This window comes from Streptomyces sp. NPDC048603, from assembly GCF_043199475.1.
Lineage (GTDB): Bacteria > Actinomycetota > Actinomycetes > Streptomycetales > Streptomycetaceae > Streptomyces.
Genome location: NZ_JBICVY010000005.1, coordinates 87,462 through 102,218 on the forward strand (window position 1 = coordinate 87,462; position 14,757 = coordinate 102,218).

General features: G+C 71.0%; 13 protein-coding genes. 6 read left to right on the forward strand and 7 right to left on the reverse strand.

Going from position 1 to position 14,757, the window contains the following annotated elements; all coding sequences use genetic code 11:
• Positions 1–17: 17 nt before the first annotated feature.
• Together ACGFQ9_RS13240 and ACGFQ9_RS13245 are read right to left on the reverse strand one after the other, a co-directional pair.
• Positions 18–668 carry a response regulator gene (locus tag ACGFQ9_RS13240; protein ID WP_393573853.1) on the reverse strand — a complete coding sequence of 217 codons (651 nt, stop codon included), beginning with the start codon at positions 666–668 and terminating at the stop codon, positions 18–20.
• A gap of 4 nt (positions 669–672) precedes the next feature.
• On the reverse strand, positions 673–1,851 hold the full coding sequence (locus ACGFQ9_RS13245; RefSeq protein ID WP_393573854.1) for a sensor histidine kinase: 1,179 nt from the start codon (positions 1,849–1,851) through the stop codon (positions 673–675).
• A 108-nt stretch (positions 1,852–1,959) separates the two neighbouring features.
• Between ACGFQ9_RS13245 and ACGFQ9_RS13250 the strand changes: the two genes are divergently transcribed.
• From ACGFQ9_RS13250 to ACGFQ9_RS13260, 3 genes are read left to right on the forward strand one after another with little or no spacing between them, the layout of a single operon-like run.
• Entirely contained in the window at positions 1,960–2,883 is a 924-nt protein-coding gene (locus ACGFQ9_RS13250; protein ID WP_393573855.1) for an ATP-binding cassette domain-containing protein, read from the forward strand.
• Positions 2,884–2,906: 23 nt separating this feature from the next.
• Positions 2,907–3,659, forward strand: coding sequence for an ABC transporter permease (locus tag ACGFQ9_RS13255; RefSeq protein WP_393573856.1), 753 nt, complete (start codon positions 2,907–2,909; stop codon positions 3,657–3,659).
• Between the two features lie 48 nt (positions 3,660–3,707).
• Positions 3,708–4,145 (forward strand): hypothetical protein, encoded by a 438-nt coding sequence (locus ACGFQ9_RS13260; RefSeq protein ID WP_393573857.1) that lies wholly within the window; start codon positions 3,708–3,710, stop codon positions 4,143–4,145.
• Between the two features lie 66 nt (positions 4,146–4,211).
• Here ACGFQ9_RS13260 and ACGFQ9_RS13265 read toward each other — a convergent pair whose 3' ends face one another.
• Positions 4,212–6,527: an FtsX-like permease family protein gene (locus ACGFQ9_RS13265; RefSeq protein ID WP_393573858.1), complete on the reverse strand. Its 2,316-nt coding sequence runs from the start codon at positions 6,525–6,527 to the stop codon at positions 4,212–4,214.
• The gene (locus tag ACGFQ9_RS13270; RefSeq protein WP_393573859.1) at positions 6,524–7,246 is read right to left on the reverse strand and encodes an ABC transporter ATP-binding protein; all 723 of its coding nucleotides are present in this window, start codon (positions 7,244–7,246) and stop codon (positions 6,524–6,526) included. The genes ACGFQ9_RS13265 and ACGFQ9_RS13270 overlap by 4 nt, the downstream gene beginning before the upstream one ends.
• 120 nt (positions 7,247–7,366) lie before the next feature.
• On the opposite strand from ACGFQ9_RS13270, the gene ACGFQ9_RS13275 reads away from it, so the two are divergent.
• Both ACGFQ9_RS13275 and ACGFQ9_RS13280 read left to right on the forward strand, forming a co-directional pair.
• A complete protein-coding gene (locus ACGFQ9_RS13275) occupies positions 7,367–8,263 on the forward strand; it encodes a sensor histidine kinase (protein WP_393573860.1) in 897 nt (298 codons plus the stop codon).
• Entirely contained in the window at positions 8,260–9,030 is a 771-nt protein-coding gene (locus ACGFQ9_RS13280) for a response regulator (RefSeq protein ID WP_393573861.1), read from the forward strand. The genes ACGFQ9_RS13275 and ACGFQ9_RS13280 overlap by 4 nt, the downstream gene beginning before the upstream one ends.
• 29 nt (positions 9,031–9,059) lie before the next feature.
• On the opposite strand, the gene ACGFQ9_RS13285 is transcribed toward ACGFQ9_RS13280, so the two are convergent.
• Positions 9,060–9,470 carry a hypothetical protein gene (locus ACGFQ9_RS13285; protein ID WP_393573862.1) on the reverse strand — a complete coding sequence of 137 codons (411 nt, stop codon included), beginning with the start codon at positions 9,468–9,470 and terminating at the stop codon, positions 9,060–9,062.
• Between the two features lie 271 nt (positions 9,471–9,741).
• Between ACGFQ9_RS13285 and ACGFQ9_RS13290 the strand changes: the two genes are divergently transcribed.
• A complete protein-coding gene (locus tag ACGFQ9_RS13290; RefSeq protein ID WP_393573863.1) occupies positions 9,742–12,348 on the forward strand; it encodes a DUF6185 family protein in 2,607 nt (868 codons plus the stop codon).
• Between the two features lie 104 nt (positions 12,349–12,452).
• Here ACGFQ9_RS13290 and purB read toward each other — a convergent pair whose 3' ends face one another.
• Both purB and ACGFQ9_RS13300 read right to left on the reverse strand, forming a co-directional pair.
• The gene (gene purB, locus ACGFQ9_RS13295; protein WP_393573864.1) at positions 12,453–13,886 is read right to left on the reverse strand and encodes an adenylosuccinate lyase; all 1,434 of its coding nucleotides are present in this window, start codon (positions 13,884–13,886) and stop codon (positions 12,453–12,455) included.
• A gap of 71 nt (positions 13,887–13,957) precedes the next feature.
• Complete coding sequence (locus ACGFQ9_RS13300; RefSeq protein ID WP_393573865.1) at positions 13,958–14,725, reverse strand: SGNH/GDSL hydrolase family protein; 768 nt, start codon at positions 14,723–14,725, stop codon at positions 13,958–13,960.
• Between the last annotated feature and the right edge of the window lie 32 nt (positions 14,726–14,757).

The following is a 14,757-nucleotide window of genomic DNA, read 5'->3' on the forward strand; positions in this document are numbered from 1 at the left end:
CCCGCGGACGTCCCCGGTCAGGCCGGGGCGACGAACCCCGACTCGTACGCGGTGATCACCGCCTGCGTCCGGTCCCGTGCGCCCAGCTTCGCCAGCACCGCGCTCACATGCGACTTCACGGTCTCGGTGCCGACGAACATCTCGCCCGCGATCTCCGCGTTGGTGAGCCCCCGCGCCATCAGCCGCAGCACCGCCTCCTCCCGTTCGGTCAGCGCGGCCCGCTCCAGCCTGGCCCGCGCCTTGCTGTTCCCGTACTCCGAAGCCATCGACCGGACCGCCGCCGGGAACAGCAGCGAATCCCCTTCCGCGACCAGCCGCACCGCGTGCACGATCTCCGCCGGCCGGGCCCGCTTCAGGAGGAAGCCGTCGGCTCCCGCCCGCAGCGCCCGGTACACGTACTCGTCGTTCTCGAAAGTCGTCACGACCAGGATCTTCGGCGGCTCGTCGATGTTCTTCAGCACCGCCTTGGTCGCCTCGATCCCGTCCAGCAACGGCATCCGCACGTCCATGGCCACCACGTCCGGCCGCAACTGCCGCACCAGCGGGATCACGGCCGCACCGTCGGCGGCCTCACCCACCACCTCGATGTCGGGCTGGGCGTCGAGCACGGCGCGCAGACCCGCGCGCACCAGGGGTTCGTCGTCGACGAGGAGTACGGTGACCGGCATCCCCTCAGCGTATGTGCTCCAGCGGAAGCCGTGCGCGCACCCTCCAACCCCCCTCGTGCGGGCCGGAGTCCGCCGCCCCGCCCAGCAGCGCGGCCCGCTCCCGCATGCCCCGCAGTCCGCTCCCGCTGCCCCCGCCGGACGCCTCCCGGCCGGCCGGCAGCGGATTCGTCACCTCCAGCTCCAGGCGGCCCCCGGTCACGTCCACCCGCACCCGGACCGGCACCGGCCCGCAATGCCGCAACACGTTCGTGAGCGCCTCCTGCAGGATCCGGTACGCCTCCCGGGTGACCGGCCCCGGCAACGACTCCAGCGGGCCGTTCAGTTCGGCCTCCACCCGGGCACCGGAGGCCCGCGTCGACTCCAGCAGCCGGTCCGCGTCGGCGAGCGTCGGGCGCTGCGAGGGTCGGGGACCGGAATCCCGCAGCACCGCCAGGACCCGCTCCAGGTCCTCCAGAGCGGCCCGGCCGGTCTCCTCGATGGCGCACAGTGCCCGTTCGGTGAACTCCGGGTCCCCCGCCGCCCGCGCGGCCCCCGCCTGCACCACCGCCACCGTCAGCGCGTGGCCGATCGTGTCGTGCAGTTCGCGCGCGATCCGGGTGCGCTCCAGCAGTTGCTCCGTGCGCTCCTCCAGGACGGACAGGCGCTCGGCCGCCGAAGGTCCCAGCAGCCGGGTCGCGATGGCCGTGACGAGCTCGCCCAGCAGGAACACGATCACGAACAGCACCATCAGCGGCAGGGGCACGAGCACCGCAGCCAGCCAGCGCGGCGGCACCAGGGGCAGCATCACGTCCCCGCGTATCGGGTACCCGAAGGCAGTGGTGAGCAACTCGACCGTGAACGCGGGCAGCCACACCGTGGCGAACATGGCCCCGAACGCCACGACCAGCCGTATCTCCAGCCACAGCACGGTCCGCCCGCGGTCTCCCCAGCGCTTCGAGGCCACCGTGGAGATGGCGTTCTCCTCGGACCCGCGGTCGTAGGGGGTGAGCAGGAACTGCGCCTGCAGTCCCTCGGCCGTCCGCATCCAGGGGATCAGACCGAACGGAGCGATGATCAGGGCCGGCGCCCACGGGGCCGCGGGCTGTATGAACATCCATACCGCCACCAGCAGTACGGGCACACACAGGTGCAACCAGCGCGAGTACGTGAGCGGTTGGAACGGGGCCCTGATCAGTCGGTACATGCCCCCATCGTGGCAGCAGCACGATCACGGCCGTCTCCCCCGTGCGGGGGAGACGATCCCCCCGCACGGGGGAGGAACGGGGGTGTGGCCGACGGCGAACCTGGATCCATGAACGCAGCCACGAACACCATCGAGATCCGCCGCCTGACCAAGGAATACGGCACCACCCGGGCCGTGGACCAGCTGTCCTTCGACGTGCTGCCCGGCCGGGTCACCGGCTTCCTGGGCCCCAACGGTGCGGGCAAGTCCACCACCATGAGGCTGCTCCTCGGCCTCGACCGGGCGACCTCGGGCGCGGCCACCATCGGCGGCCGCCGCTTCACCGACCTCGTCGATCCCCTCCACCACGTGGGCGCCCTGCTCGACGCCCAGGCCGCCCACGGCGGACGCACCGGCCGCGACCACCTGCTCGCCCTGGCCGTGAGCAACGGCATCCCGGTAAGCCGGGTGGACGAGGTGATGGAGCAGGCCGGCATCGCCCCGGCGGCCCGCAAGCGCATCAAGGCCTACTCGCTGGGCATGCGCCAGCGGCTCGGCATCGCGGCAGCCCTGCTCGGGGACCCGGGAGTGCTCCTGCTGGACGAGCCCACCAACGGCCTCGACCCGGAGGGCATCATCTGGATCCGCGAGCTGATGCGCGGTCTGGCCGCGGAGGGGCGGACCGTACTGGTCTCCAGCCATCTGATGTCCGAGACGGCTTCCTTCGTGGACCACCTCGTGGTCCTCGGCCGGGGGAGGCTGCTCGCCGACACGTCGATGAAGGACTTCATCGACGAGCGGAGCACCGCCAGGGTCCGGCTGCGGACCTCCGACCCGCTACGCCTGCGGGCCACCCTCGCCCGGGACGGCTTCCGGCTGACCGAGGCCGGGGAGGGCCGCTGGACCGTCGACGGGATGCAGGCCGAGCAGATCGGTGCGCTCGCCGCCCGCGAGGGCATCCCGATGTTCGAACTCTCCGACGAGCGAGCCTCGCTGGAGCAGGCCTACCTCGACCTCACAGCGGACCACGGCGAGTTCGCCGCCGCCCGCTGACCACGACCGAAGGAATGAGCATCATGTCCACCATCGCCCTGCCCACCCGAGCCGCTCTGCACGCTGAATGGATCAAGATGCGGTCGCTGCGCGGCACCAGCGTGTCGCTCGTCGCCGTCCTCGTGGCCACGGCCGGAATCCAGATGCTCACCGCTGCCGCCATCGGCACCGCCGAGGAGGGCAGCATGGGCCAGGACCCGCTGTTCGCGGCCTTCTACGGCCTGGTGTTCGGGCAGATAGCCGCCATCTCGTTCGGCGCGAACGCCTTCGCCAGCGAGTTTCACAACAACGCGCTGCGCATCACCCTTACCTCGGTGCCGAACCGCGCCCGCTTCTACCTCTCGAAGCTGCTGGCGGTGGGCGGACTCGCCTTCCTGACGGGCCAGGTGACCGCCTTCACGACCTTCCTGGGCGGCCAGGCCTTCATGGGGCAGTACACCATCGGCCTGGGCGACGAGGGCGCGCTGCGTGCCACCGTGGGATGCGGGCTGTACCTGACCCTGATCGCCCTGTTCGCCGCGGGCCTCACGGCGGTGTTCCGCAGCGCCGCCGCGACGCTGAGCATCCTCATACCGTTCATGCTGATCATCTCCTTCGTCGTGGGCGACGTCGTGGGCGGTGCCGCGCAGTACTTGCCGGACCGGGCGGGGCAGATGGTGATGCGCATCGAGCCGCACGGTGAGCTCGGCCCGTGGACCGGCCTGGGAGTGATGGCGCTGTGGACGCTGGCCGCACTGGTCGCCGGCTGGCTGGCAGTGCGCCGGCGGGACGCCTGACCGCATGACGGGCGGCCAGTTGTCAGTGGTCGCCGGAATACTGACGGCATGACCACGGCAGAGCATCTCGAGACGATCGACCGGCTCCGGACGTGCGGCTTTCCCGAGGTCCGGGCCCGGTCCGGGCAGGTCACCAGCGGCCCCGGCTACCACCTGGTGGAACTGGGCGAGAGCCGCTGGTACGGGGACGAGGACCCGGCCGACCGGATCGAGGGGGAGGAGCGGGTGTCCGCCGAGTACGGCGTGCTGGCCCGGGCGCTGGCCGGCCGCTGGGGGGAGCCCCACCTGGTGTGGACGCGGGGGCTGCTGGAGCGGGCCGGTGCGGGGGACCGGCTCGCCGAGCCCTGGCAGGAGCTGAGCGGCACCACCGATCACCTGCACCTGTGGAATGTGGCTGACCGGTGGGTTGCGGTCTACGCCGCCCAGTGGGGGGCCGACCACTCGCCGCAGCTGATGGCGGCGGTCACGGTGGTCGACCCGCCGTGAGGGAGGGCACGTCCCCTCCCGGTCCGACAGGCGGGGAGGGGTACGCCGGCCCCCGGAGGCGGGGTCCTACTCGTTGTGCAGGACCTCGGAGATGGCGAGCCGGGCCGCGGACCGGGCCGGGATCAGGGCGCCCAGGACGGCGATCAGCACGCCGGCCAGGACGAGGCCGGTGAGCTGCGGAGCGTGCCACACGTTCTTCAGGGACTCGGGGAAGGAGATCACGCCCACGTGGTCGACGACCAGCCGGTGGGCGGCGATCCCGAAGGGGATCCCGACGAGTCCGCCGACCGCGCCGATCCCGGCGACGGAGGTGACGGTCATCAGCACCACCTGGCGCGGTGTCATCCCGATCGACTTGAGCATGCCCAGGTCACGCCGCCGCTCCCGGGCGTTGAGGAGCACCGTGTTGAAGACGCCGAGCGCGGTCACGACGCCGACCAGCAGGGTGAAGGCGGAGGAGAATCCGATGACGGTGGCACCGACCCGGCTGTCGTTCTCCGACACCGTGGCGCTCAGGCCCGGGCCGAGGGCGCGGACCGCTTCGGCGTAGGCGTGGGGGTCCGCCCCGTCGGCGAGCCGCACCGCGTAGCTGACGGCGCGCGTCTCCGGGGCGAGCAGCCCGAGGGAGGCCCAGGAGGCCGTGAGCGCCCGGGGGTCGCCGTCCGTCAGCTCTCCGGTGATCCGGCCGGAGACCCGGTGGCCGTTGAGCTCGAGGGAGACGGGGTCTCCGGGCGCCAGGCCGCGCTGGGCGAGGAAGCCAGGTCCTGCGATCACCTCTCCGGGTGCCTGGGGGAGCCGTCCGGAGAGCACCGACACCTGCTGGGCCTGGGTGTCGCCCCGGTAGAAGTCGGCGAAGACGGGGCGGCTGTGCCCGGTCATCCGGACCTGGACATGGGCCCGGGCGAGCACCTGCTCCGCGCCGGGCAGGGCCCTGAGCCGGGCCTCGATCTGCTCGTCGGTGAGTGTGGGCACGACGCCGTTGTTCTCATGGCCCCCGGCCCGGACGCTGATCCGGGGGCCGCCGCCGTTCGCCTCGCGGTCCAGTTTCCCGAAACCGAGCAGGGTGCTGGTGAGCCCCGTGGCCAGAGTGACGGTGGTGATGCCGAGGGCGATCGCCGACAGGGTGAGCAGGGTCCGCGCGGGGCGGACGAACGGCTGGCCGAGGCCGAGGCTGACCGGGCGCGGCAGCCGGGTGCCGGCCAGGAACCGCTGCACCCGCAGGCCGCGCCCGGTACGCGGGGCACTTCCGGCGGTGAGAGCGCGGGCGGCTGGTACACGGTGGGCGCGGAGGGCCGGGACCAGTGCGGCGAGCGCGACCAGCGCGGGCATGCCGAGCAGGCACAGCGCCGGCACCCAGCGTGCGGGGCTGACGACGGCGTTGCCGGTCTCGATGCCGGAGAAGGCCATCGTGAGGAACGGTTCGGCGAGCAGGCTGCCCAGCAGGGTGCCCAGGACGCTTCCCGCCACCGCGGGAACGGAGACCATCGTCAGGTAGACGGCGACGACTTGGCCGGGGGTGTAGCCGAGGGCCTTGAGGATGCCGATGTGCCGGTAGCCGGAGACCACGGCTCCGCTGACCACGTTTCCGACGATGAGCACGGAGACGAGCAGGCCGAGGACGCTGAAGAGGCTCATGAAGGGCAGGTAGGCGTCGGCATTGGCGGAATAGCTCGCCCGGAGGGCGGTCCACGGCTGGGCGGTGAGCAGGGCGCCCTCGGGCAGGTCCGCGGTGGCACGGGCCAGTGCCCTGCCCACCTGGCCGGTGTCGGCGGCGGTGTCGAACCGGTACAGCATCTGGGTGGCCGTGGGGTTCAGCCCGGCGATCTGGCCGGGTGCGACCCAGGCGCCGGCCGACTGGCTCATGCTGGTGGCGAACCCCACGACGGTCAGGGGCGGGGCGCCGATCGCCTGCAGCCGGGTGCCGAGCAGCTCCAGGTCGGGGGTCCCGGCGATCGGCCAGTCGACGACGATCTCGCCCGGTGCGGTGGCCCAGCGTCCGGCGAGGAGCTGGACGCGGTCGACGGCGTCGCGGGCCGGATCGGCGCGGCCGACGACGGTCAGCGGGCCGGGCGGGTTCCACAGCCAGTCCTGCGGCATCTGGAGCACCGCCTGGTCGAAGGGGCCGGAGGCGGCCTCCACCCCGGGGTGGAGGGCGGTGCCGGCGAGCCGGTCGGCCGGGGCCTGCGCGCGGTCGAAGGTGGCCACGGAGTGGGCGCCGCGCTGCTCGTCGTAGGCGCGCTCGAAGGGGCCGGAAGCCGCGTCCAGGACGCTGAGGGCCAACAGGACCGCGGTGGTGGAGAAGAGGACGAGGAGTCCGATGAGGGAGGTCTGGAGCCTGCGGCGGCGAACCGCCGCACGGGAGGCCCGCCACACGGCGCTCACGCGGCACCCGTCTCGGCGGCGAGGGAGGACTCCCGGGCGACCCGGCCGTCGGCGACCTCGACCAGACGACCGGCGCAGCGGGTGGCGAGCTCGCGGTCGTGGGTGACGATGAGGAGGGTCTGGCCGATCTGGTTGAGGTCGATCAGCAGGTCCATCACCTGCTCGCCGGAGCGGCTGTCCAGCGCACCGGTGGGTTCGTCGGCGAGGAGCAGGGCCGGACGGTTCATCAGGGCGCGCGCCACGGCGACGCGCTGCCGCTCGCCGCCGCTGAGGGCCGCCGGATAGGTGTCCTTGCGGCCCGCGACGCCGAGTTCGTCCAGGAGTTCCAGGGCACGCCGGCGGGCCTGCCGGGCGGGGGTGCCGGTGAGCTGGGCGGCGAGGGCCACGTTATCCAGGGCGGGCAGGTCGTCGATCAGGTTGAAGAACTGGAAGATCATGCCGATGTGGCGGCGGCGGAACAGGGCGAGGCCGGTCTCGTCGAGGCCGGACAGGTCCTGGCCATTGACCTCGACGGTGCCGGAGGTCGGGCGGTCCAGGCCGGCGACCATGTTCAGCAGGGTCGACTTCCCGCAGCCGGAGGGCCCCATGACGGCGACCGCCTCACCGGCGCGTATGTGGAGGTCGAGGCCGTTCAGTGCCCTGGTGTCGCCGAAATCCTTGTGAACGCCCTCGAGTCGGACGGCGGCCTGCCGCATCGTACGGCCGTGATCAGTGGTCATGGCATGAAACTAGGCGCGGCGGCGACGGCCGGGCGTCCCTCCCCCGATGTAAGCGGGGCGGGTTGTCATCCTGGGGATGTATGCGTGGGGACGCCTCTGTGGAGTGATGCGGATCAAGGTATGACCTGCGAAGCTGACGTCATGTGGGGTTCAGGGGAGGAATCTTCGGGGGTGGTGGCGGCCGTCGTCGTCGCAGCCGTGGCCTGTGCGGCCGCCTGCGGTCTGGGGGTCGCACTGGTACGGGCGCGGCGGCGGCACCGGGCCGCGCTGGGAGAGCGGGGGTGGCTGCTGGAGCGGGAACGGGAGAGCGCGGCGCAGGCCGCGGTGGACCGGGAGAGGGCGCGGATCGCGGCGGAGCTGCACGACATCGTCAGTCACAACGTGAGCCTGATGGTGGTCCAGGCGGGAGCCGCCCGCGAGGTGCTGACGACCATGCCGGACGAGGCGGCCGCCGCCATGGCGGCCGTGGAGTCCGCGGGGCGCGGCGCCATGACCGAACTCCGTCACCTGCTGGGGCTGTTGGCGCCCTCGCAGAGCGGGGAGGACGAGCCGTACGGAGCGGAGGAAGCACCTGCCGGCGGACCGTCCGTGCTGTCGCCGCAGCCGAGCCTGGGCCGTCTCAGCCCGCTCGTGGACCGGATCTCCTTCGCCGGTCTGCCGGTGGAGGTCCGGATATCCGGGGAGCCGCGCGCGCTCCCCACCGGGATCGACGTCACCGCCTACCGGATCGTGCAGGAGGCGCTGACCAACGCACTCAAGCACGGGGACGGAGGCAAGGCAGAGGTGACGGTGCGGTACGCGGACCACTTCCTGCGGGTCGAGGTGCTGAACAGCGGGCCGAGCGTGCTGACCGGGGACGGGCCGCGGGACGGCGGCGGGATCCTGGCCGACGGGGCGGGCCGGGGCCTGCTCGGACTCCGGGAGCGGGTCGCGGTGTACGGCGGCGAGCTGGACGCCAGACGCCGGCTGGGCGGCGGGTACCGGGTCCGCGCCCGAATACCGCTGGACCGGCCGTGACGGGGGAGACGGGGGAGGAGGGGCGGGCGGCCCCGCGGGTGCTGGTCGCCGATGACCAGGAGCTGGTCCGCACCGGGTTCCGGCTGATCCTCACCAGCCGCGGCATCGAGGTGGTCGGCGAGGCCGCCGACGGGGCGGAGGCGGTGGAGCTGGCCGCACGGCTGGCGCCGGACGTGGCACTGCTGGACATCCGGATGCCGGTGATGGACGGGCTGGAGGCGGCCCGGCGGATCCTCGCGGCCGCACCGGACTGCCGGGTGATCATGCTGACCACCTTCGACCTGGACGAGTACGTCTACGCGGCGCTCGCGGCGGGGGCCAGCGGCTTCCTCCTCAAGGACGTCACTCCGGCCCATCTGGCCGCTGCCGTACGGCTGGTGGACACCGGGGACGCGCTGCTCGCCCCGTCGATCACCCGGCGGCTGGTGGAGCGGTTCGCCGGCCGCGATGACCTCACGGCCCGTCCGGGCGCCGGGGCAGGGCAGGGGCAAGGGCAGGGACCGGGCTCGGTGACGGGAGCCGGGGTGCCGGCCGTGCACCGGGATCTGGCCGCGCTGACCCCGCGGGAGCTGGAGGTACTGACCCTGATGGGCCGCGGACACTCCAACGCCGAGCTGGCCGGGGTCCTGACGCTCAGCGAGGCGACGGTGAAGACCCATGTGGCCCGGATCTTCGCCAAGCTCTCCCTGCGCGACCGGGCCCAGGCGGTGGTCCTGGCCTACGAGACCGGCCTGGTCGCCCCCGGCGACACCCTCGCCGACGGCTGAGCGGCGGCCGTCGGGCGTGCCGCCGGGTGTCAGCGATCGCGCCCGGCCTCGGGTCCATCCGCCCCCGGGCACAGATCGAGCGTCTTGCAGAGCAGGACCACCTGGTACGGTCCCCCCTCGCTCGACTCCGTGCCACGAGCATCGTCGGAGTGGGACACGAACCGCCACTGCGAGGCCTTGGCATGGCGCGTCAGGCCGGTCTTCTCCACGCGGACGCTGAGGGTTCGGCTCTGGGGGTCGTTGGTCTCCACCAGGATCTCGTCGCCGCCCAGCGGGAAATGATCATGTAGAAGGCACAGACCGAAGCGGTCCAGGTTGCCGTGCTTCTCCAGCACCGCCACAAGGTCCCGGACGAACTCCGCGTCGCGGGGCCCGAGGCATTCGGCATCTTCGAAGCGGGGAAGCGGCCTGCTGGGACCGTATCCCTTCGTCTCGGTCATGACTTCTCCGTCAAGTGTCCGATTCTCATCTTCCCATCCGATTCCATCGTCGAATGGTCGCCATGTTCCTGCAAATCGTTCCTGCATATCCGTGTGGCGGCCGACGGAGTGGGCTCCTGGAATTCCGCCGTGTCTGCGCATGACATGCGGCCTCTCATGCGTTACCTCTGTGGCGTTTTGATCCGGACCGTGCGATGCGGATGGGGGCGCTGTGTACGTGTTGCCAGAACAGAGGGTGGACGCGACGCCGGCAGTCCGATGGTGGCCGCGAGTGCTGTCGCTGGTGATTGTGGCGATAATGTGCGTCGTCACGTGGCCGGCGGAGGCGACGGGGAATGCACCTGACGACTGCCAGGCCGATCGACTCGCCGCCCGTGTCAGCAGGGCGGAGATTCGGTTCGCCCACCATGACCAACCTTTCGTCCAGGCAACGTCGGACACTTCCATCGTGGTGGAGGCGGACAAATGGCCCCTGGCCCGCGACTTGATGCTCGGTGAGGACTCGAAGGGGTACCGGACGGCGATGCGCTGCCTGCTGCGGGGGCCGGGCAGCTCCGAAATCCGCAGGGACGAATGGCGCTACAGTGAGCCCGTTGTAACCGCCGAGAAGAACCAAGTCACGGTCGACTACACGGCCATCGCCTGGCTCAAGGACTACAAACAGGTCCTGCTGGGCCCCTGGCGGATCGACGTCAAGAAGAAGAACTGGACGCTTCGTCTCCAGCCGCCGACAACACTGGTGAAGATCCCGTGGCGACATATTGAGGTCCGGCTGGGCGGCCTCAGCGCCACACGCATCTCCACCCAGGTGACATCCGCCGACGAGAAGAGGCTGGTGTGGTCGGAGCGCATGCCCCGGGACGTCCGGGTCGAAGTGGATCCCCCCTGGCAACGCTCCGTAGCCCTGGACAACGAGGTCGGGAACCGGAGCAAGGTCGGCGCCGCATCGTGGTGGGCGTGCGTCACGTTGTTGATCGCAGCCGTCGCACTTCCCGTTCTGCGGCCCTATCCGGCTCCTGCGCCGGGGACGCGCCGGCAACCCGTGCAGAGATTCAGGCGGTGGGTCGGGAGCGGAGGCACGACCTTCAGGGAGAGCCCCGCGATTGCCGTTCTGCAGTGGGCCGTGCTCAGTGCGGTAGTCGCCCTGATGCTGTTTCTGCTGACGTGGGGCGTGTTCGGCAAGGGCCTTACGCCATGGTGGCGCGCCCACATCGTCATTGCAGCGGCACTGGCTCTGGTCCTGGTGGCCCGCCCATGGCCTCGAGTGGTGTCGCCCGCTGTCCCGCATGCCACGGGTGACCAGTCCAGCCGTCCGGAAGACGTCCGGAACCGTCGCCCGGCCCGGGCTGTCATCTGGACTGCTTCAGTGGCGGCCTTCCTGGGCCTGCTCGTCCTCTGGATGCCGCTCTTCGGCCTGCCCGCAGAGCTGAGCCCGAAACCACCGTCGACCGCGCGCGGCTTGGTCGGGCTCACAGTTCTGGGGCTGGTGACGCTGTGGCTGTGGCTGGCCGCGATTGCGGCGTGGGCATGGCGCTTCCTCCAGGAGGGGGACCTGGTACCCAGGTCCTGGACCCGCACCTGGAACAGGGCGCCGGCCCGCTGCCTCACAGGCGTCGGAGCCTTGCTGTCGCTGGTTGCCGTGGCCATGACCGCCAGCTTCTGGGCGGCATACGAACACCAGCAGAGACGCGTCCGTTGGCTCATGGAGCCATCGGACTCCGATGCCTACAACCAATTCCTGGCATGGTTCCCGCGAACAGGCATCACGTGGCTCTACGCGTACACGTGGGTGGTGACAGGTCTCGCATTCCTCGCTCTGATGCACTTCCGCGTCAAGGAGGAGAAAGGCCGCCTCGCCCGTCAAGAGGGGCAGGTGTCCCTGGGGCCATCCGGGCTTGAACTCCTGCTGACGGCCGCCGTGTTCTCCCTCGCCCTGGGGCTCAGGCACGTAGCATTTGCGAACTACATTCTGCTTTATGGCCTGTGGCTCTTCCTGAACATCCTCTCCTTGTATCTGGTCCTTGCCGTAGGGCGGCGGAGGTCCGTGCTGCGTCAGGTAGGAGAGACGTTCTGCGCTCACTGGCTGAGCACCAAGGACCGCCGCAGTGAACTGCTGCAGAAGGCCCACGAGTACCGTGACCTGCACCAACGACTGTACGGGGTGGACCACGGACGCACAGAGGGCGCTACCCGGAATGAGCTGGAGAATCACCTGAGAGAGCAGCGCCGGTCACTGATCGCCGCTTATGGAGGCTCTCCGCTCCGCCCCCAGGTTTCGGTGATGGACATCGCCATGTGCTGGGGGCCGGAAGACCACTGGTGGGACAATGCTTTGTACGCCGCGCGCTTGGCCTTCTGGTTCGGCATTCCGTTCAGTGCGGCACTCGTCTGGCTCAACAGTGTCAGGGACGACGACAAGTGGTTCGCCACGCTCCATGACCCCATCGGAATTCCTGAGATCGTGGTGACGTTCATCACCTTCCAGGTGGCATGGGCAGGTGGCGGCTTCGTTCTCGGGGCGTTGTGGCGCCTTCTGCCCGGGCACCGCAGTCCCGTGCGCGCCCTGAGCCTGACCGTCGCCTATGCCATTCCCGTCTCTCTGGGCGCCTGGGCCGCCAGTATCAATGACGCAGGAGTCGGCTACGCGTTCCTGAACGTCCTGCTCCTGCTCATCGTCCTCACGCTCACGAGCATGTGGATGGACATGGCGACCTTCAGTGAGGAGAGGCTGTTCTGGCCCACGCGCTATGGCCTGCTGCTGTCGATCTATCAGGTGCGGGGCTTCTCCACGCAGGTCGCCTATCTCCTCACCCAGGTGACGGCTGCCGTGCTGCTCTGGCGGCAATTGTCCGGCGGCGACTCGAAGCCGCGGCTGTGACCGGTCAGAGGGCGGTCAGGTTTGCCCGCAGAACAGCACACGCAGACCGCCCGCGACCACGTCCGGGAGGACGCGGTCACGGGCGGCGTTCAGCTCGTCGGGGGTCAGAGGATCGACCCCGGCGTGTACCCGGCGGCCTCCGGGTGCTGCTTGGCGATCTCCTCGATGCGGGAGACCACCACGGCCACCTGGTCGCCCGCCGCTCCCGTGAAGGACAGCTTGTCGGCCATCAGGGCGTCGAGCGCGGCGCGGTCCAGCGGGATCCGCTCGTCGGCGGCCAGCTTGTCCAGCAGCTCGTTGCGCTCCGCGCCCTGCTCGCGCATGGCGAGGGCGGAGGCCACTGCGTGCTCCTTGATGACCTCGTGCGCGACCTCGCGGCCCACACCGGCGCGCACGGCACCCATCAGCACCTTGGTGGTGGCCAGGAACGGCAGGTAGCGGTCCAGCTCGCGGGCGACCACGGCGGGGAAGGCGCCGAACTCGTCGAGCACCGTCAGGAAGGTCTCGAGCAGGCCGTCGAAGGCGAAGAACGCGTCCGGCAGGGCCACCCGGCGGACCACGGAGCAGGACACGTCGCCCTCGTTCCACTGGTCGCCGGCCAGCTCGGCGGTCATCGAGGCGTAGCCGCGCAGGATGACCATCAGGCCGTTCACACGCTCGCAGGAGCGGGTGTTCATCTTGTGCGGCATCGCGGAGGAGCCGACCTGGCCGGGCTTGAAGCCCTCGGTGACGAGCTCGTGCCCGGCCATGAGCCGGATGGTCTTGGCGACCGAGGACGGGGCGGCGGCCAGCTGCACCAGGGCGGTGACCACGTCGTAGTCCAGCGAGCGGGGGTAGACCTGGCCGACCGAGGTGAAGGCGTGTGCGAAGCCGAGGTGGCCGGCGATCCGCTGCTCCAGCTCGGCCAGCTTGGCGGTGTCCCCGCCGAGCAGGTCCAGCATGTCCTGGGAGGTGCCGACCGGGCCCTTGATCCCGCGCAGCGGGTAACGGCCGAGCAGGTCCTCCAGGCGGCCGTAGGCGACCAGCAGCTCGTCGGCGGCGGTCGCGAAGCGCTTGCCCAGGGTGGTGGCCTGCGCCGCCACGTTGTGCGAGCGGCCCGCCATGACCAGCTCGGCGTACTCGCCGGACAGCTTGCCCAGCCGGGACAGCACGGCGACCGTGCGGTTCCGCGCCAGTTCCAGGGAGAGCCGGATCTGGAGCTGCTCGACGTTCTCGGTGAGGTCCCGGGAGGTCATTCCCTTGTGGACGTGCTCGTGGCCGGCGAGGGCGTTGAACTCCTCGATGCGGGCCTTGACGTCGTGGCGGGTGACCTTCTCGCGCTCGGCGATGGAGGCGAGGTCGACCTGCTCCAGGACGCGCTCGTAGTCGGCCAGGGCGGCGTCCGGGACCTCGATGCCGAGGTCCTTCTGGGCGCGGAGCACGGCGAGCCAGAGCCGCCGCTCCAGGGTCACCTTGTACTCGGGGGACCACAGGACGGCGAGCTCCGGGGAAGCGTAGCGGCCGGCCAGGACATTGGGGATGCGGGGCTTGGCAGTCACGGATAGGGATTCTAGCCGCCGCCGGACTGTGCGTTTACGCAGGTCCGGGCCCTGTCTCAGGTTGTGGGTTGCTACGAGTACGGGAGCAGCTCGGGTCGCTTGGCGGGACGGCCGTCCCCGGAGGAGCGGCCGGTCAGCCGGCGGCCGACCCACGGCAGAAGGTGCTGCCGGGCGAAGCGTAGGTCATCGGTTCGCCTGTCCGTCCACCGGGCGGGCCGTACGGGAGGGAGTTCCGTCCGCCAGTCCTCGGCCGGGGGCAGGCCCAGGGTCTGCCAGACCGCCTCGGCCACCCGGCGGTGGCCCTCGGCCGTCAGGTGCAGCCGGTCCACGGCCCACAGCCGGGGATCGGCGAGCACGGGCGCCCCGTACAGGTCGGCCACCACGGCGCCGTGCCGGGCCGCGAGCTCCTCGAGGATCCCGAAGAGCTCCTCCATGCGCGGGCGGAAGCGTTCCATCACCGGTCCGTTGCGGCCGGGGGAGCGCATGAGCACCAGCTTCCGGCAGGTCGGGGCCAGCCGCTCCACAGCCTCCTCCAGATGGCCGCGGACCCGGCCCATGTCCACCCGGGGACGCAGCGTGTCGTTGAGCCCGCCGACCAGGGTGACCACGTCGGCCCGCATGGCGGCTGCCGGTTCCACCTGCTCCTCGACGATCTGCCCGATGAGCTTGCCGCGCACCGCGAGGTTCGCGTAGCGGAAGCCCGGTTCGCGGGCCGCCAGGCGGGCGGCGAGCAGGTCCGCCCAGCCCCGGTAGGAGCCGTCGGGCAGCTCGTCGGACATGCCCTCGGTGAAGGAGTCGCCGAGCGCGACGAAACTGGTGTATGGCGCATTCATCTCCATGGCGGAGCGATGTTACCGCGCGGTCGGTCCGT

What these genes read in the sequence shown, in the direction of transcription:
- ACGFQ9_RS13240 (WP_393573853.1), bottom strand. Translation starts at nt 668, where the DNA reads ATGCCGGTCACCGTACTCCTCGTCGACGACGAACCCCTGGTGCGCGCG.
- ACGFQ9_RS13245 (WP_393573854.1), bottom strand. Translation starts at nt 1,851, where the DNA reads ATGTACCGACTGATCAGGGCCCCGTTCCAACCGCTCACGTACTCGCGC.
- ACGFQ9_RS13250 (WP_393573855.1), top strand. Translation starts at nt 1,960, where the DNA reads ATGAACGCAGCCACGAACACCATCGAGATCCGCCGCCTGACCAAGGAA.
- ACGFQ9_RS13255 (WP_393573856.1), top strand. Translation starts at nt 2,907, where the DNA reads ATGTCCACCATCGCCCTGCCCACCCGAGCCGCTCTGCACGCTGAATGG.
- ACGFQ9_RS13260 (WP_393573857.1), top strand. Translation starts at nt 3,708, where the DNA reads ATGACCACGGCAGAGCATCTCGAGACGATCGACCGGCTCCGGACGTGC.
- ACGFQ9_RS13270 (WP_393573859.1), bottom strand. Translation starts at nt 7,246, where the DNA reads ATGACCACTGATCACGGCCGTACGATGCGGCAGGCCGCCGTCCGACTC.
- ACGFQ9_RS13275 (WP_393573860.1), top strand. Translation starts at nt 7,367, where the DNA reads ATGACCTGCGAAGCTGACGTCATGTGGGGTTCAGGGGAGGAATCTTCG.
- ACGFQ9_RS13285 (WP_393573862.1), bottom strand. Translation starts at nt 9,470, where the DNA reads ATGACCGAGACGAAGGGATACGGTCCCAGCAGGCCGCTTCCCCGCTTC.
- ACGFQ9_RS13300 (WP_393573865.1), bottom strand. Translation starts at nt 14,725, where the DNA reads ATGGAGATGAATGCGCCATACACCAGTTTCGTCGCGCTCGGCGACTCC.